This window comes from Nitrincola salilacus (assembly GCF_046271865.1).
GTDB classification, from domain to species: domain Bacteria; phylum Pseudomonadota; class Gammaproteobacteria; order Pseudomonadales; family Balneatricaceae; genus Nitrincola; species Nitrincola salilacus.
Window position 1 is genome coordinate 385,428 of the sequence record NZ_CP176580.1, and the last position, 18,339, is coordinate 403,766.

Annotated in this window: 10 protein-coding genes; 6 read left to right on the plus strand and 4 right to left on the minus strand. The window is 54.9% G+C overall.

Going from position 1 to position 18,339, the window contains the following annotated elements:
• Positions 1-215: 215 nt before the first annotated feature.
• The gene (locus ACK3CJ_RS01840; protein ID WP_409524695.1) at positions 216-932 is read right to left on the minus strand and encodes an integrase core domain-containing protein; all 717 of its coding nucleotides are present in this window, start codon (positions 930-932) and stop codon (positions 216-218) included.
• Positions 933-1,209: 277 nt separating this feature from the next.
• Here ACK3CJ_RS01840 and ACK3CJ_RS01845 point away from each other — a divergent pair, with 277 nt between their 5' ends.
• Positions 1,210-3,663, plus strand: a complete 2,454-nt coding sequence (locus ACK3CJ_RS01845; RefSeq protein WP_409524696.1) for a DUF637 domain-containing protein — start codon at positions 1,210-1,212, stop codon at positions 3,661-3,663.
• Positions 3,664-3,846: 183 nt separating this feature from the next.
• Here ACK3CJ_RS01845 and ACK3CJ_RS01850 read toward each other — a convergent pair whose 3' ends face one another.
• Positions 3,847-4,764 (minus strand): integrase core domain-containing protein, encoded by a 918-nt coding sequence (locus ACK3CJ_RS01850; RefSeq protein ID WP_409524697.1) that lies wholly within the window; start codon positions 4,762-4,764, stop codon positions 3,847-3,849.
• Between the two features lie 173 nt (positions 4,765-4,937).
• Here ACK3CJ_RS01850 and ACK3CJ_RS01855 point away from each other — a divergent pair, with 173 nt between their 5' ends.
• Complete coding sequence (locus ACK3CJ_RS01855) at positions 4,938-8,915, plus strand: hemagglutinin repeat-containing protein (RefSeq protein WP_409524698.1); 3,978 nt, start codon at positions 4,938-4,940, stop codon at positions 8,913-8,915.
• Between the two features lie 5 nt (positions 8,916-8,920).
• On the plus strand, positions 8,921-9,748 hold the full coding sequence (locus tag ACK3CJ_RS01860) for a hypothetical protein (protein WP_409524699.1): 828 nt from the start codon (positions 8,921-8,923) through the stop codon (positions 9,746-9,748).
• Between the two features lie 514 nt (positions 9,749-10,262).
• Here ACK3CJ_RS01860 and ACK3CJ_RS01865 read toward each other — a convergent pair.
• Positions 10,263-11,180, minus strand: coding sequence for an integrase core domain-containing protein (locus ACK3CJ_RS01865; RefSeq protein ID WP_409524700.1), 918 nt, complete (start codon positions 11,178-11,180; stop codon positions 10,263-10,265).
• Positions 11,181-11,250: 70 nt separating this feature from the next.
• Between ACK3CJ_RS01865 and ACK3CJ_RS01870 the strand changes: the two genes are divergently transcribed.
• The gene (locus tag ACK3CJ_RS01870; protein WP_409524702.1) at positions 11,251-14,364 is read left to right on the plus strand and encodes a DUF637 domain-containing protein; all 3,114 of its coding nucleotides are present in this window, start codon (positions 11,251-11,253) and stop codon (positions 14,362-14,364) included.
• A gap of 11 nt (positions 14,365-14,375) precedes the next feature.
• Positions 14,376-14,657 carry a hypothetical protein gene (locus ACK3CJ_RS01875; RefSeq protein ID WP_409524703.1) on the plus strand — a complete coding sequence of 94 codons (282 nt, stop codon included), beginning with the start codon at positions 14,376-14,378 and terminating at the stop codon, positions 14,655-14,657.
• A 264-nt stretch (positions 14,658-14,921) separates the two neighbouring features.
• Here the strand turns inward: ACK3CJ_RS01875 and ACK3CJ_RS01880 are convergent, their stop codons facing one another.
• On the minus strand, positions 14,922-15,839 hold the full coding sequence (locus ACK3CJ_RS01880) for an integrase core domain-containing protein (RefSeq protein ID WP_409524704.1): 918 nt from the start codon (positions 15,837-15,839) through the stop codon (positions 14,922-14,924).
• Positions 15,840-15,999: 160 nt separating this feature from the next.
• Between ACK3CJ_RS01880 and ACK3CJ_RS01885 the strand changes: the two genes are divergently transcribed.
• Positions 16,000-18,339 (plus strand): hemagglutinin repeat-containing protein, encoded by a 2,340-nt coding sequence (locus ACK3CJ_RS01885; RefSeq protein ID WP_409526532.1) that lies wholly within the window; start codon positions 16,000-16,002, stop codon positions 18,337-18,339.

Here is an 18,339-nt window from a genome sequence, read left to right on the forward strand (position 1 = left end):
TAGGGTATGTGAAAATCGATCAGATTGATTAAAGTTTGATCGGTTTTCCATTGGTAAAGAGTCATGCGGTAACAAGCTGCTGCTCAAAAACTGTTATTTTGAGCAACCAGAAGCCATTTTTTGTGGCACTTGGCTGCTTTTGAGTACGGCAAGCCCCTATCCTTAGCGGACAGTAGATTTTGGAGGCTGTTTTTTAAAGAGCCGAGACTGGCGAGCTATGACGGAGGCGCGTAAAACCCACGCAACGCCCCCTGCCACAGTGACACATAGCGCCAGTTTCTGGTCTTGGGTGGTTCCACACCAAACCAGACTTCGGCAGGTGTTCGTCCACCCAGATTCTGGTGTGGACGTACCCGGTTGTACCACCAGCAAAAGGTGACCAGTTGCTCATCCAATTGCACGGCATCGTCAATCAGAATCTGCCTGATATGGGTCTTGAAGGTGCCAAAAAAGCGTTCGATCCGTCCATTCTGCCAGGGGCAATGCTTCTCGGTGGTCTGGTGACGGATGCTAAGCATCCACAGGCCGAACCGGAACAGGCGGCTGGTGAAGACCGCTTCATTATCGGTGCGGATGATCTGCGGTTTGCCACACTGCTCGATCGCCTCCAGCAGACAGCGAAGCAATGTGATGGACGCCTTGTCGGGCAGGCGCTTCAGGCTAACCGCTAATCGGGAATGATGTTCGCAAATACCGAGGATAGTGTGTTGATGTTGGTGAGTATCAGCCACCTGCGTCAGGTCGATACCCCAGTATTTGCCTTTGGGCACGTCATAGGCGGGGCGGTTTTTGATCTTGCGCTGCAACACGCGGATCTCATACTGGTGCTTCTGGATGGTCTGTGCCACGAAGGTTTTGCCAACGGATTCACCCCGGTCGGCAAAGAGACGATTGAAGGTCAGCGCCAGAGTCCGGCAACCGGCCTTGGGCATATGAGCTTTCAGGCTGATCAGTTCATCGGTGACCCAGGAGGGTTTGCGGTGTGTCCGGATGGGGTGTTGCTTCCGGCCAGTGTTTGCTTTGATGGGGCATTTTGTTTTAGCCTTTGCAGGCTGTTTGCACCACCGCATGCTGAGCCATAGCAGGACGGACAGTACGGCGACAAATAAGTAATTCCAATTCAGTGATATCAATGTCACAGGCTCTTTAACAATTTCAATTTCATGATAGACGGCGGGTTACCTTAGCCCGCTGTGTTTGTGCGTCAAGTTGCTGGGCAACATCACTCTGCAAGCCAATGTGAATGGTGACGAAGATCCCGAACAGGGGATTGTCAGCATCACCGGCAGCCAGATCCAGTCTGAACAGGGCAAAGCCATTATCAATGGCAAGCATGTGCTTATCCAGGCAGCGACCGATACGGATGTGACTGACATCAGCGGTAGCAGCGACTCCCTGACCTTCGGTTTTGGCATCGGTGGTGGTGAGCATGAGAGCGTGGCGGTCTCTGAACGGTACACCTTGCAATCCAGTCAGATTGAAGGTGCCAAGGGCGTCGATATCACCACACCGGGCATTGTGTCGATTTATGCATCGACAGTCAGTGCAGGCAATACCGGAGACGTGAACCTAAAAGGCGCGAAGGTTGATCTGAGGGGTGGGTTAAACCATGAGTCCGACACCCTGGAAGAGCATGGTAAGAAGCTTGGCTGGAACATTCAGGACCTGTTTGGCGTGTTCAAGCCGGGCCACGGATTGGGGCACGAGAGTGAGCTGGAGGAGGTCGAGCAGCAGACAGACGCTGTCGCGACGGTACTGGAAGGCAAGAACGTCAATATCACCAGCACCAGTGGAGATATCACCCTGGCGGGTGTGGATGTTCAGACAGAAGGCGGCAAACTGACCCTCAAAACAGCCAACGACCTCAACCTGCACACCCTGACCACTACGGACTACGCCTCTTCGCACAGCGAAGTCAGCGATCTGGCGTGGCAGCGAGTGGAAGGCAGTGGCCACAAGGACGAGGCGGTACATTACAACCGACTGAACTACGCAGAGCTGGAAGTGAGTGTCGGCGATCGCATCAACGTGGGGATGTCGGTCAAGGACAGTGCCGAAGTCCTGATGCAAGAGCCGGGGATGGAGTGGGTTGGCGCGCTGATCAATGATCCGGAACTGAGCGGTAAAATCGACTGGAAAACCGTTCAGGAAGCCCATGATAGCTGGGACTACAAACAGCAGGGCCTGACCGAAGTGGGGGCTGCTGTTGTTGTGATTGTAGTGGCGTTTCTGACAGCGGGAGCCGCCAGCAGCGCAGCCAGCTCTCTGACTGGCGCAGGTGGTTCTACAGCGACATTCACCAGTACAGTGATGAGCAGCGCTATAGAGGCAGGCATCACCAGTATTGCCAGCACGTCAGCGGTCACCTTCATCAACAGTGGCGGCGATCTGGGGGAAACACTGGATGCCCTGGGCAGCAGCGAGAACCTGCAACAGATCCTGCAAAGCATGATCACAGCGGGGGTTATGCAGGGCCTTGGGCAAAGCATCACCATTGATGGCAAACCACTGGGCTCCATCAAGCCAAGCGATGGTTTTATTGCGCATGTCGGCAATGAACTGATCACCAACATCACCAGCGCTGTCATCGACAGCGCAATGACAGGTGCGAGCCTGGAAGACAGCATCAAAGATGCGGTTATCGCCTCGATCATCAATGCATCAGCAGGGCAGGGCGCGGACTGGATAGGTGATATGTCCACAGCGGGGCTGGATGGTACACCGGCTGCACTGAATGATTTTGCGCAGTCCTTCAGCCACGCCATTCTGGGCTGCATGGCAGGCAGTGCCAGCGCGGGCAGCAGTGATGGTTGCGCACCCGGCGCTGTGGGTGGCGTGGTCGGTGAGTTAAGCGCCGCGTTTTATAACCCGGATGGTACGAAGAACACCAACCGAACCATCGAGTTCTCGAGGATGATGGCCTCGATAGCCGGTGCCTTTACCGGCCAGGGAACAGAAGGTGTTTCGATTGCGGGTATGACGGGTGGTAATGCGGCGGCGAATAACCGGATGTTGCATACATTGGAAATGCAGCGGATGAGAGAAAACGCCGCAGTCTATGCGCAGCAACAAGGCTATTGTGAGCAGGGTAGCTGCACCAACGCAGAGATTGCACAGACGGTTGATGAGCTGAAACTGGAAAACCTGCGCCGGGTGGATAGTCGTTTTTCCGGTAGCATCACTGAGAATGAAGCGGCCGGGGAGTTTCTGGATAGTCTGGGGGCTGGCTCTCAGATTGATGGCACTGATCAGTTGATGTTCGCGCAGGATGGTTATTACGACAGCTTCCATACCAATATGCGCTATCTGGGTGAAGCGGATTTGTTGAATCTGCTGATATTCTCAGACGGCGTCAGTGATTCGGCGCGTGAATGGGCCGCATGGGCAGTTATTCAGGCAGGCGGCAGCGGATTTGCACCGGAGCAGTTGGCTGGTTTGTTAGCCGATCCAGAGCAGGAAGACCTGTTTCTGTCCAGGTTGCCGCTGACGGGTATGGAGATTGGTGATGCATTAGCCGCCTCGACACAACTGGCGCAAGCGATCCAAACAGGTGATACTGAGGGCCTGAGAAACAGCATAAATGCCCTGCAGGATCGGATAGATAATGTCCCGTCCGCTGTCCGCGAGGCGGTAGGGTATGTGAAAATCGATCAGATTGATTAAAGTTTGACCGGTTTTACATTGGCAAAGAGTCATGCGGTAACAAGCTGCTGCTCAAAAACTGTCATTTTTAGCAACCAGAAGCCACTTTTTATGGCTCTGGGCTGCTTTTGAGTACGGCAAGCCCCTATCCTTAGCGGACAGTACATTTCGTGGGCTGCTTTTTAAAGAGCAGAGACTGGCTTGCTATGTTGGGGGCGCGTAAAACCCACGCAATGCCCCCTGCCACAATGACACATAGCGCCAGTGTCGAGTCTTGGGCGGTTCAACACCCAACCAGACTTCGGCAGGGGTTCGTCCCTCCAGATTCTGGTGCGGACGAACCCGGTTGTACCACCAGCAAAAGGTGGTCAGTTGCTCATCCAGTTGCACGGCATCTTCAATCAGGATCTGCTTGATATGGGTTTTGAAGGTGCCAAAGAAACGTTCGATCCGACCATTCTGCCAGGGGCAATGCTTCTCGGTGGTCTGGTGACGGATGCTAAGCATCCACAGGCCGAACCGGAACAGGCGGCTGGTGAAGACCGCTTCATTATCGGTGCGGATGATCTGCGGTTTACCAAACTGCTCAATCACCTCCAGCAGACAGCGGAGTAACGTGATGGATGCCTTGTTGGGCAGACGCTTCAGGGTAACTGCCAATCGGGAATGGTGTTCGCAAATACCGAGGAGGGTGTGTTGATGTCGGTGAGTATCAGCCACCTGAGTCAGGTCGATACCCCAGTACTTGCCTTTGGGTACCTCATAGGCGGGGCGGTTTTTGATCTTGCGCTGCAGCACACGGATCTCATACTGGTGCTGCTGAATGGTCTGCGCCACGAAGGTTTTGCCAACGGATTCGCCCCGATGGGCAAAGAGGCGATTGAAGGTCAGCGCCAGGGTGCGACAACCGGCTTTAGGCATATGAACCTTTAAACGGATCAGTTCATCGGTAACCCAGGCGGGTTTACGGCGTGTCCGGATGGGGTGTTGCTTTCGGTCCGAAGCTGCTTTGATGGGGTGTTTTGTTTTAGCCTCTTTGGGCTGTTTGCACCACAGTATGAGCAGCCATAGCAGGGTGAAAAAGATAACGATAACAGTATAATGCCAATTCAGTGATATCAACGTCACAAGCTCTTTAACAATTTCATGATAAACGGCGGGCTACCTTAGCCCGCTGTGTTTGTGCGTCAAGTTGGCGGGCTGTTCATACAGCCACGAATGTCATACCCGGCCAGCATGCTCCCGTTGATACGACCCCTCCAGTCTTTAATGTTGGCATCGATATTCGCGGTATCGTGACGCGCAATGAGACCTCCACATCGACCCGCTATGAGGTCGATGTGGATCCAGAGATGTCACAGGGGCTGGTCTCCACCCGTACCCTCGGCCATTCGGAATCCTCCCGTGAGGTGACTGAAACCCTGCATGGCGAGATCCAGGGACATCATCTGATCATGGATGCCGGCAGCGATCTGACGCTAAGCGGTATTGAGTTGAATGCCACCGGTCAGGTCAGTGGCCGAGCCGGTGGGCATTTGAATCTGGACACCCAGACGGTTGAGCAGCAGAAACTATCCTCATCCGACAGCTTTGCCTATACCGACAGCGAAGATAAGCGCACAGTCACTGACCAAGGCGTCTCCATCGTCGCTGGTGGACCGGTGATGCTGGAAGGGCAGGAGAGTGCAACTCTGCGTGCGGCACAGATATTCAGTGCAGATAATGTGACCATTCAGTCCGATGGTGATGTAAAACTGCTCAGCGGCAGCAATCAGACCTTCGAGACCGAGTCTGAGCGCAGGCCCTCCTACCGTCGGGATTATGAGCTGGAACTGGATGATGTAGCACGGACCGATATCACTGCACAGGGCGATTCCCGTCTGGTGATCGAGTCTGCTGATCTGATGGCCGGTTATACTCCGCCCGATTCGGCTGACGCCTCAATTGAAAGCGATACCTCTGACACCTCTGATACCTCTGATGACGCCGAGAATGCCGGTCGTCTGCTGCTCTATGCCGAAGATGGCATCGAGATCGGCGGTCGTCAGGTGTATGGCTACGAGTACAGCCAGACCGAGAACCGCTCCTCCGACCTGCTTTCGAGTAAACGTGTCACCGACACCTCAGTGCTGGAGGCTAACACCTACGCTGGCAGCAACCTGTCGGGCGAGCAGGTCACGCTGATCACCAGCGGTGATATCGGTATCACCGGCAGTCATGTGGCGGGTGTCGATACGGTGCTGATGCGGGCCGGTGGCGATGTCGAGATCACCGGTGGCGAGAGCACCCTGTATCAATATCAACAAACCGATAAGCGTCGCTCCGGTATTTTTTCCTCGGGTGGCTTCGGCTTCACCATCGGGAGCAGGCGCGAGACCACGACCCAGACCCAGTTCAGTGAAGGGGTGCTACCCTCCGGAGGAAGTCTTGAGGGCGAAGTGGTTGGAAGTCAGGTGGGCAGCCTGGAAGGGGATGTTGATATCCAGGCCGGTGGCAGCGCCCGGGTCGCCGGTGGCAGCCAACTGGTGGCCGCAGAAGGGGATATCAACATCACTGCCCGCGACATCACGATTGAAGATGGCCTGCAGGAACACGAGAACACGCTGGAGCACAAGTTCCGCCAGAGTGGCGTGACGGTGGCGGTGAATATACCGTTTGTGAGCCAGTTGATGGGTGTGGTCAGCACTGCGAACAAGGTGGGGCAGTTGGTGGAAGCGGCAGGCAGTTCGGACGACAGCCGCATACAAGGGCTGGCTGCTGCCGCTGCAGGGCTGAACCTGTATCAGCAGGGTGGTGATATGCTGGGTACGCTGGAGAGCCTGGCCGATGGCAGCTTGGCACAGGACGCCAGTGCACTCGCCGATGCGATCGGCAGTGGTGATATGACCAGCACCAATGTCAGCGTCACCATCTCACTCGGCAGCTCGCAGTCCGACAGCACCACCCAGGGCGAGAGCGTCACCCGTAGCGGCAGTGAACTGCTGGCCGGGGGCAACATCAACCTGACCGCCGAAGGGGGTGGTGACGAGAGCAACATCCTCGTGCGCGGCAGTCGTCTTTCCGCGAGTGAGGATGTCCACCTCACTGCCGACAACGATATCCATCTGCTGTCCGGTGAGATGACCGACGAGCAACACACCCGCTCCTCCTCATCCAGCGCGGCGGTGGGTGCGGCCATCAGCTTCGGCTCCGATGGCATGGCCATTGGTCTGTATGTGGAAGGTTCTGCGGGCCGAGGTAAAGCCGATGGCTCGGACCTGGTCCACAACAACACCCAGATCCAGGCGGGCAATGACGTACACTTCAACTCCGGTGGCGATACCCTATTGCGCGGCGCCGTGATCGAAGGCGAACACGTGGTTGGCCGGGTTGGTGGTGATCTGCATATCGAGAGCCTGCAGGACCTGAGCAGTTATAGCTCGCAGAACAGACATGCTGGCGGCAGTGCCACCATCGGTTATGGCTTCTCAGCTCAGGGCAGTGCCTCCAGCCAGAAGATCAACTCCGACTATGCCAGCGTGGGTGAGCAGAGCGCGATCCGTGCCGGCGATGGTGGTTTTGATATCGAGGTTGAGGGCACCACACGCCTGATCGGCGGTGCGATCACCAGCACCGATGCCGCAGTGGAGGCCGACCTCAACCGTTTCAATCAGAACACCGAAGAGGGGCTGGCCCGGCTGGAGATGTCGGATATCCAGAACCATGCCGACTACAAGGGCAGTGGGTTCAGTATCAGTGGAGGGATCAGTGCGCCATCCACAACGGCACCCACCTCAGAGCAAGCGCCGGGCACTGACGAGCCTGCTGCAGAAGGCTCCAAACCGCAGCAGTCCAGCGCACAGGTGATGCATGGCAGCGGTGGCAGCAATCAGTCTGCGGGTATTGGCCGTGTGACTGGCTCGGATGGCAGTATCACCGAGTCCGGCATCAGCGGCCTGGCAGGCAACGCCGATCTACGCACCGGTGATGAGGAAACCGGTATTGATCAGATCTTCGATCTGAACCAGGTGCAGAACGAGCTGGACACATCGATTATGGTGACGGCGGAGTTTGGTACCGCCGCGACCAAGCAGATCGGTGATTATGCCGATCAGCAACTGAAAGAAGCCCAGGAACTACTGGTAGAGGCCTCGTTACTCTCGGGCCTGGACCCTGAACGGGCTCAGGAACTGCGCGACGAAGCGGACGCCATCAATGCCCAGTGGGGGCCCAACGGCACCTCGCGCATTATCGCCCATACCATCGTTGGTGCGCTGACAGGCGGCACTGCCGGAGCAGCCGGAGCCGCTGGTGGCACCATCGCTGCGCCGATCATCCATGACAGCCTGATAGAGAACGGCATCGATGGCGCTACGGCGGAGATACTGACCACGCTGTTGACCACTGGGATAGGTGGTCTGCTGGGTGGCATGGAAGGAGGGGCGACGGCGTATAACGAGGTGACGAATAACTACCTGAGTCATCCTGAGCTGTTGGCAGCCAAGCTAGAGCTGGAAGCCTGTGAGGGTGATGCAGAATGCATGGGTGCGGTGGTAACGCACTATCAGGATCAGAGTGATCAGAACCTCGCGGCAGCGATAGCAGACTGCGGGGCCTCAGTGGATGCCTGTCAGGTGCATAACGAGTTGCATCGGGATGCATTGAACGCACTCCATGACGACAGAGGCGGCGAGCTGTTTGATATAGCGGATGAAGCACGTCCCTACCTGCAGATTCTGATGGATGAAAACATCGGCGCTGAAGGCTCAATGGCACAAGCGACGATCGCCCGCACCTGGGAAGCACTGGGGATGTCGCCAGAGGTGGCGATGATGATGGCTGCCTTGCCCGTCGGGCTGAACAGGCAGGTGCTGAATAATCGGGGGAGTGGTGGGGCAGTTGTTCCAAATAGGACATCACAGGTTACAATTAATCGGCAGAATGGGGCTGAGTTTGAGCAACAGGTCATAGATACGCTTGCTCCGGTTGGTGGTGTCAAGAACACCATTCCGAAAACGGTTACTTTGTCTAATGGCACGGAGGTAACGACCATCCCTGATCTCTGGGGACGAAATGTTGGCGGTTTACTTGAAGCTAAGAATGTGCAAAATTTGTCACTTTCGCCACAACTGCGCGCGCAGGCGCAAATTGCCCGCGAGACTGGGCAGCCGATGAATCTGGTTGTGAGCACACGGACACAGCGAGTTTCTGGACCATTGCTAAATGATGTCCGTAGTACTGGCGGTGACGTGTATATTTACGATCCCGCCACCAATAGCCTGACGCCCTGGTGATTTAAATGAAGAACTCTTTGATCGTAAATATTCAGACTCTGAACGATATCCAGTCTTGGGAGGTCGGTGAGCAAATCTTGCGCCCTGTTTTTTCGGTTGAAAAGTTGAAGCCACAGCGTGTGGCTACTTTTGGTGAGGTGACGAAAAAGCACGGCTTTGATGTTGAAGCGCTAAGTGATTGTAAAGCTCATTGGGCGAAAAAAGCGGCAATGCGTGTGAATGGGGTGCAGAGAGACATTCTCGAAGACTTTAATTGGAAGCGTGCAGTGGTTGCCAAATCTCAAGGCTCGGTAACGTTTCCTAGCACAAATATGAAAAACATCCAGCTTTCGGGTGGGTTATTCTTTGAATCTCAGTTCAGAAACGAGATCGATTGGAGTGGAATATTCACAACATGGTGTTCAGTGTTGTCGCCTTATGCGGCCATTCTACACCCCGGCATCAATTTGGATCAGTCTGCTCAACGCAAGCGCGATGTCAGAAAATATTCATTTGAGGAGGAAATCACCAGAAATGCTTGGTCTCGTTTTTCCACAGGAATTTTTCACTGTGAGTTTAGGGCGGGCGATTTAAATAGTTTGGTCTCTGGGTTTACAAACTTAGGCTGGGCATCTTTCTTTGGTGGTAATTTTGTCGAAGAAGTTGATGAGGCTGTAATCTCTGCGGCGGGCTTTCCTATTCAGAGGGTCGGGGGAGGATATATGGTTCAAGTGACGGACGATATCAGCGATGTGATCAACGACTTTCCAACGTTCTCTGAGCGTCGTGCCAAGTTGAAATCTTTGTTCAGGGACGGCTTGTTCTTGATTAATGATGAGCCGAATATATTCTGATTACTCGTTAGTTTTGTCCCGTTGTCCCGTTGTCCCGTTGTCCCGTTGTCCCGTCCGCTGTCCGCAAGGCGGTAGGGTATGTGAAAATCGATAAGATTGATTAAAGTTTGACCGATTTTCCGTTAGTAAAGAGCGATGCGTTAACAAACCATTGCTTGAAAGCTGTCATTTTGAGCAACCAGAAGCCACTTTTTGTGGCACTTGGCTGCTTTTGAGTACGGTGTCCCGTCCACTGTCCGCAAGGCGGTTGGGCATGTGAAAACCGATCGAATTTGTCCCGTCCGCTGTCCGCAAGGCGGTTGGGCATGTGAAAATCGATCAAGTTGATCGAATATTGACCGATTTTCCGTTAGAAAAGAGCGATGTGTTAACAGGGTGCTGCTTGAAAACTGTCATGTTGAGCAACCAGAAGCCACTTTTTGTGGCACTTGGCTGCTTTTGAGTACGGCAAGCCCCTATCCTTAGCGGACAGTAGATTTTGGGAGCTGTTTTTTAAAGAGCAGAGACTGGCGAGCTATGACGGGGGCGCGTAAAACCCACGCAACGCCCCCTGCCACAGTGATACATAGCGCCAGTGTTGGGTTCGGGGCGGTTCCACACCCAACCAGACTTCGGCAGGTGTTCGCCCACCCAGATTCTGGTGTGGACGAACCCGGTTGTACCACCAGCAAAAGGTGGTCAGTTGTTCATCCAGTTGCAAAGCATCTTCAATCAGGATCCGCCGGATGTGAGTCTTGAAGGTACCAAAGAAACGTTCGATCCGACCATTCTGCCAGGGGCAATGCTTCTCGGTGGTCTGGTGACGGATGCTAAGCATCCACAGGCCGAACCGGAACAGGCGGCTGGTGAAGACCGCTTCATTATCGGTGCGGATGATCTGCGGTTTGCCACACTGCTCGATCGCCTCCAGCAGACAGCGAAGCAATGTGATGGACGCCTTGTTGGGTAGACGTTTCAGGGTGACTGCCAATCGGGAATGGTGTTCGCAAATACCGAGGAGGGTGTGTTGATGTTGGTGCGTGTCAGCCACCTGAGTCAGGTCGATACCCCAGTATTTGCCTTTCGGCACATCATAGGCGGGGCGGTTTTTGATCTTGCGCTGCAACACGCGGATCTCATACTGGTGCTTCTGGATGGTCTGTGCCACGAAGGTTTTGCCAACGGATTCACCCCGGTCGGCAAAGAGACGATTGAAGGTCAGAGCCAGAGTCCGGCAACCGGCCTTGGGCATATGAGCCTTCAGGCGGATCAGTTCATCGGTGACCCAGGAGGGTTTGCGGCGTGTCCGGATGGGGTGTTGTTTCCGGCCAGTGTTTGCCTTGATGGGGCATTTTGTTTTAGCCTTTGCAGGCTGTGTGCACCATAGTATGGTCAGCCCTAGTAGGGCGGACAGTACGGCGATAAGGATGTAACCCCAATTCAGTGATGTCAACGTCACAAGCTCTTTAACAATATCATGATAAACGGCGGGCTACCTTAGTCCGCTGTGTTTGTGCGTCAAGTTGGCGGACAACATCCATCTCCAGTCTGAACAGGGCAAAGCCATTATCAATGGCAAGCATGTGCTTATCCAGGCAGCGACCGATACAGATGTGACTGAAATCAGTGGTAGCAGTGACTCCCTGACCTTCGGTTTTGGCATCGGTGGTGGCGAGCATGAGCGCCTGGCGGTCTCCGAACAGTACACCTTGCAATCCAGTGTTATCGAAGGCGCCAAGGGCGTTGATGTCACGGCGCCGGGCCTGGTGTCGATCCAGGCATCGACCCTCAGTGCCGGCAACACCGGGGAGGTGAACCTGCAAGGTGGCGTGGTTGAGCTGACGGGGGGATTAAACCACGAGTCCGAGACTCTGGATGAACAGGGCAAGAAGATCGGCTGGAACGTCAAAGACCTGTTTGGCGTGTTCAAGCCGGGCGAGGGCCTGGGGCATGAAAGTGATCTGGAAGAAACCGAACAACAGACAGACGCTGTCGCCACGGTACTGGAAGGCCAGAACGTCAATATCACCAGCACCAGTGGAGATATCACCCTGGCAGGAGTGGATGTTCAGACAGACGGCGGCAAGCTGACACTTGACACCGCCAACGACCTCACCCTGCTTACCCTGACCAGCACGGACTACGCCTCTTCGCACAGCGAAATCAGCGATCTGGCGTGGCAGCGAGTGGAAGGCAGCGGCCATAAGGACGAGACAGTCCATTACAACCAACTGAACTACGCAGAGCTGGAGGTGAATGTCGGCGATCGCATCAACGTGGGGATGTCGGTCAAGGACAGTGCCGAAGTCCTGATGCAAGAGCCGGGTATGGAGTGGGTTGGCGCGCTGATCAATGATCCGGAACTGAGCAGTAAAATCGACTGGAAAGCCGTTCAGGAAGCCCACGATAACTGGGACTACAAACAGCAGGGCCTGACCGAACTGGGGGCTGCGGTTGTTGTGATTGTGGTGACCTTCCTGACGGCGGGCGCATTTTCAGGAGCCGCGGGGGGTGCCGGTGCCGGAGGGACAACAGCAGGTACGACAGCGGGCACGACCGCTGGAGCTACTGCTGGCACTACTGCTGGTACTACCACTACATTAACCAGCTCAATAGTGAACAGCGCCCTGCAAGCCGCCACTACCACTATTGCCAGCACGTCAGCGGTCACCTTCATCAACAGTGGTGGTGATCTGGGTGCAACACTGGATGCCCTGGGCAGCAGTGAGAACCTGCAACAGATACTGCAAAGCATGATCACAGCGGGTGTACTGCAGGGCCTTGGGCAAAGCATCACCATCGATGGCAAGTCACTGTCGTCCATCACGCCAAGCGATGGTTTTATTGCGCATGCCGGCAGTGAGCTGATCACCCACATCACCAACGCGGTCATCGACAGCGCGATGACAGGTGCGAACCTGGAAGACAGCATCAAAGATGCGGTTATCGCCTCGATCATCAATGCCTCAGCAGGGCAGGGCGCGAACTTAATAGGTGGTATGTCCACAGCGGGACTGGATGGCACACCGGCTGCCCTGAATGATTTTGCGCAGTCCTTCAGCCACGCCATTCTGGGCTGCATGGCAGGCAGTGCCAGCGCTGGCAGCAGTGATGGTTGCGCACCCGGCGCCGTGGGTGGTGTGGTCGGTGAGTTCAGTGCCGAGTTTTATAACCCGGATGGTACCAAAAATCACAATCGAACCATCGAGTTTTCGAATATGATGGCCTCGATAGCGGGTGCCTTTACCGGCCAGGGAGCAGAAGGTGTTTCGATTGCAGGTATGACGGGGAGTAATGCGGCGGCGAATAACTATTTGATGCACGCAGAAGCGGTGCGCAGAAACCAGATTGAAGCCGCATTAGAAGATCCAGATGGGAACTTGTCTGATGCGCAACGCCAGGCTTTGCAGGCTGAGTTGCTGGCCATCAATATCAAAAATATAGAGAGTGACCTGGCACTGGATTCGGCATGCAATGGCGGCCTGTCAAGTGACGCTTGTGTATATGAGCAATCACTGCTGTTCGCGGCCCACAATAGCTATTTATTAGATAGTGAAGCCGGTGGGTTGAAAGGGGATGTTGTCGACGATATTTATGCCGCCTACCAGCACGCGGGCTTTCTGTCTGGTGTGAATCAACAGCAGCGCATGGAGTATATCGGTGCGGAAGCGCTGACAGAGATGGTGGTTGATACAGTCAGCGGACCGATCATATTGGGTAAATTGACCGGTCAGGCGTTGCAAGGTGATGAAGAGTCTGCGGCGATCCTGAGCGAGATAGGAAAAGAGGTTGTGTCGTTTTTGTCCAACCCACCTGAGCACATTCGTGAGGGTATACAACAACAGTTGGCGCAGGCAGACGTCCTAGAGCAAGCGGGTCGTCTGGTTGATGCGGATGTGATCCGGATGCGCGTAGGACTGGAGAATCAGTCACTGATCTTTGGTGCGATAGGATTAACTGCTAGTATAACGCGGGTAGCGGGTAATATTATCAGCCGTCCTGGGAGAGTGCCGGATGGGGGGGCAGCAAGTGGCAACAATACTGCAAATCCTGGAACACAACCGGGAGCTGTAGACTCAGAGTTTGGACCTCTGCTTCCTAACACTTCAGTGACGAGTAGAGCCGACTTTGAAAACTATATTTCTGACATTGGTTTGAGTTTTAAAGATGGATGGAGTCCTGAGAGGATTTATGATGAAGTAATTAATATTCCTCATGGAAGTCGTCCAGATCCATCGGCTTACTTGACTGAATCTCAAGTTAAGGCTCATTTATCAACGTTTGAAAATGGTGCTGTCAGATTTGCTTCGATAGACGATGTTATTAAATATGATACTGCTGGACCTCCAATCGGTGGCTTTGTTATATCAAAATCGGAGTTTGACAAGCTAGCCCTGTATGCAAAAGGCGACTTAGGAATTGTGGAGCAAAGGCTTGGGTTGGATAGCGGGTCGCTAGCAAACGGAAATACTGTCGCTCTGGAGATAAAACCGCAAGATATGAATAATCTGAGAATGCCTTCTGGCAATGAAGGAGGAGCAAATAAGCAGTGGCTGCCGGGAGGGTATACTTCTGGTGGCGTTCCAGAAGCAGTAATGGATTTCTCCGATGTTCCGTTCACGCCAATAGAATTCTAGGATTGCTGTAAATGACTAATCGATCAAAGCTTGAGATGGGCAAAACCTATTACCCGAAGAAACAGCATTTAGATGTTTCAGACACACTGGTTCGCGGTGCAGGGTGGAAAGCGGAGAAGCTTGCTGACAGGTATTTTTTTGAATTTCTTGCGGCCCGGCATGGCGGCGGCGTGGATCGATATGAGTTGACTAAAGATGAGTTTGATATGGTAAGAGACGGAAAATTGTCGTTTGATGATTTGATATTGATGACTGATCGTGATCCCGCTAGGCATCCGATCAAGAGTCCCTGACTGCGCATGGGGCGCTGTCCCGTTGTCCCGTCCGCTGTCCGCGAGGCGGTAGGGTATGTGAAAATCGATCAGATTGATTAAAGTTTGACCGGTTTTACATTGGCAAAGAGTCATGCGGTAACAAGCTGCTGCTCAAAAACTGTCATTTTTAGCAACCAGAAGCCACTTTTTATGGCTCTGGGCTGCTTTTGAGTACGGCAAGCCCCTATCCTTAGCGGACAGTACATTTGGGAGCTGCTTTATTAAAGAGCTGTGACTGGTTAGCTATGACGGGGGCGCGTAAAACCCACGCAATGCCCCCTGCCACAATGACACATAGCGCCAGTGTCGAGTCTTGGGCGGTTCAACACCCAACCAGACTTCGGCAGGGGTTCGTCCCTCCAGATTCTGGTGCGGACGAACCCGGTTGTACCACCAGCAAAAGGTGGTCAGTTGCTCATCCAGTTGCACGGCATCTTCAATCAGGATCTGCTTGATATGGGTTTTGAAGGTGCCAAAGAAACGTTCGATCCGACCATTCTGCCAGGGGCAATGCTTCTCGGTGGTCTGGTGACGGATGCTAAGCATCCACAGGCCGAACCGGAACAGGCGGCTGGTGAAGACCGCTTCATTATCGGTGCGGATGATCTGCGGTTTGCCACACTGCTCGATCGCCTCCAGCAGACAGCGAAGCAATGTGATGGACGCCTTGTCGGGCAGGCGCTTCAGGCTAACTGCTAATCGGGAAAGATGTTCGCAAATACCGAGGATGGTGTGTTGATGTTGGTGAGTATCAGCCACCTGCGTCAGATCGATGCCCCAGTACTTCCCTTTCGGCACATCATAGGCGGGGCGGTTCCTGATCTTGCGTTGCAACACGCGGATCTCATACTGGTGCTTCTGGATGGTCTGCGCCACGAAGGTTTTGCCAACAGACTCGCCCCGGTCGGCAAAGAGCCGATTGAATGTCAGCGCCAGAGTTCGGCAACCGGCCTTGGGCAGATGAGCCTTCAGGCGGATCAGTTCATCGGCAACCCAGGCGGGTTTTCGGCGTGTCCGGATGGGTTTTTGTTTTCGGCCAGAAGCTGCTTTGATGGGACGTTTTGTGTTATCCCCCAGAGGCTGTTTGCACCAAAAAATGACCAGCCATAGCAGGGTAGGAAAGATAACGATAACGGCATCATGCCAATTCAGTGATATCAACGTCACAAGCTCTTTAACAATTCCAATTTCATGATAAACGGCGGGCTACCTTAGCCCGCTGTGTCGGTTCGTCAAGTCGCCGGGCTTAGCCTGTCTGACCACCCAGGGCGAGAGCGTCACCCGCAGCGGCAGCGAACTGCTGGCCGGTGGCAACATTAACCTGACCGCCGAAGGGGGTGGTGACGAGAGCAACATCCTCGTGCGCGGCAGTCGTCTTTCCGCGAGTGAGGATGTCCACCTCACTGCCGACAACGATATCCATCTGCTGTCCGGTGAGATGACCGACGAGCAACACACCCGCTCCTCCTCATCCAGCGCGGCGGTGGGTGCGGCCATCAGCTTCGGCTCCGATGGCATGGCCATTGGTCTGTATGTGGAAGGTTCTGCGGGCCGAGGTAAAGCCGATGGCTCGGACCTGGTCCACAACAACACCCAGATCCAGGCGGGCAATGACGTACACTTCAACTCCGGTGGCGATACCCTATTGCGCGGCGCCGTGATCGAAGGCGAACACGTGGTTGGCCGGGTTGGTGGTGATCTGCATATCGAGAGCCTGCAGGACCTGAGCAGTTATAGCTCGCAGAACAGACATGCTGGCGGCAGTGCCACCATCGGTTATGGCTTCTCAGCTCAGGGCAGTGCCTCCAGCCAGAAGATCAACTCCGACTATGCCAGCGTGGGTGAGCAGAGCGCGATCCGTGCCGGCGATGGTGGTTTTGATATCGAGGTTGAAGGCACCACCCGCCTGATCGGCGGTGCGATCACCAGCACCGATGCCGCAGTGGAAGCCGACCTCAACCGTTTCAATCAGAACACCGAAGAGGGGCTGGCCCGGCTGGAGATGTCGGATATCCAGAACCATGCCGACTACAAGGGCAGTGGGTTCAGTATCAGTGGAGGGATCAGTGCGCCATCCACAACGGCACCCACCTCAGAGCAAGCGCCGGGCACTGACGCTTCTGCTGCAGAAGGCTCCACCCAACCGCAGCAGTCCAGCGCACAGGTGATGCACGGCAGCGGCGGCAGCCACCAGTCTGCCGGCATTGGCAGTGCCAGCGGATCGGATGGCAGTATCACCGAGTCTGGCATCAGCGGGCTGGCAGGCAATGCAGATCTACGCACCGGTGATGAGGAAACCGGCATCGATCAGATCTTTGATCTGAACCAGGTGCAGAACGAGCTGGACACATCGATTATGGTGACGGCGGAGTTTGGTACCGCCGCGACCAAGCAGATCGGTGATTATGCCGATCAGCAACTGAAAGAAGCCCAGGAACTACTGGTAGAAGCCTCGTTACTCTCGGGCCTGGACCCTGAACGGGCTCAGGAACTGCGCGACGAAGCGGACGCCATCAATGCCCAGTGGGGCCCCAACGGCACCTCGCGCATTATCGCCCATACCATCGTTGGTGCGCTGACAGGCGGCACTGCCGGAGCAGCCGGAGCCGCTGGTGGCACCATCGCTGCGCCGATCATCCATGACAGCCTGATAGAGAACGGCATCGATGGCGCTACGGCGGAGATACTGACCACGCTACTGACCACTGGGATAGGCGGTCTGCTGGGTGGCATGGAAGGAGGGGCGACGGCGTATAACGAGGTGACGAATAACTATCTGAGTCATCCTGAGCTGCTGGCGGCCAAGCTAGAGCTGGAAGCCTGTGAGGGTGATGCAGAATGCATGGGTGCGGTGGTAACGCACTATCAGGATCAGAGTGATCAGAACCTCGCGGCAGCGATAGCAGACTGCGGGGCCTCAGTGGATGCCTGTCAGGTGCATAACCAGTTGCATCGGGATGCATTGAACGCACTCCATGACGACAGAGGCGGCGAGCTGTTTGATATATCGAACGAAGCGCGCCCCTACCTGCAGATTCTGATGGATGAAAACATCGGCGCTGAAGGCTCGATGGCACAAGCGACAATCGCCCGTTCCTGGGAAGCACTGGGGATGTCGCCAGAGGTGGCGATGATGATGGCTGCCTTGCCCGTCGGGCTGAATAGACAGATGCTGAATTCTCGGGGGAGTGGTGGGGCAGTTGTTCCAAACAAGGTTCAAGTTGAGCTTGTGCGCATTGCCACTGATGGTCATGCGCTCGCTCGACATGGCGGAGGTGTCACTGATCAACAGCTCTTGGTTCGAGCAGCGACTGGTGTGGCTCCTGACGGATCGTCGGTAGTCCGAAACGACCAAGTCGTAGTGCCACCCTCATCTACAGCGTTTAATTCCGACGCTCTCCTTGCTCAGTCTGATATGTTGGTTCGGCAAAATTATCTGGATCGTGCGATTGCATTGAGCAAGCCGGGTACAACACGCGTAACGGTGGAAGGTGTCGACACTGGAACAGTGATTGGCCGAGGTTATGACCGTGTTTCTCATGTTCCAGGCGTTCAGGGTCCTCTCCAATTTCACGGCGACCTTTCAAAAGTGACTGCTGTTTACCAGTACGACGCTACTGCTAATGTTTGGCGAACAATAACTATCTACCCGGTGAAGTAA

Coding starts and splice junctions, on each gene's coding strand:
- ACK3CJ_RS01840 (WP_409524695.1), bottom strand. CDS start 932: ATGCCCAAGGCCGGTTGCCGGACTCTGGCGCTGACCTTCAATCGTCTC.
- ACK3CJ_RS01860 (WP_409524699.1), top strand. CDS start 8,921: ATGAAGAACTCTTTGATCGTAAATATTCAGACTCTGAACGATATCCAG.
- ACK3CJ_RS01875 (WP_409524703.1), top strand. CDS start 14,376: ATGACTAATCGATCAAAGCTTGAGATGGGCAAAACCTATTACCCGAAG.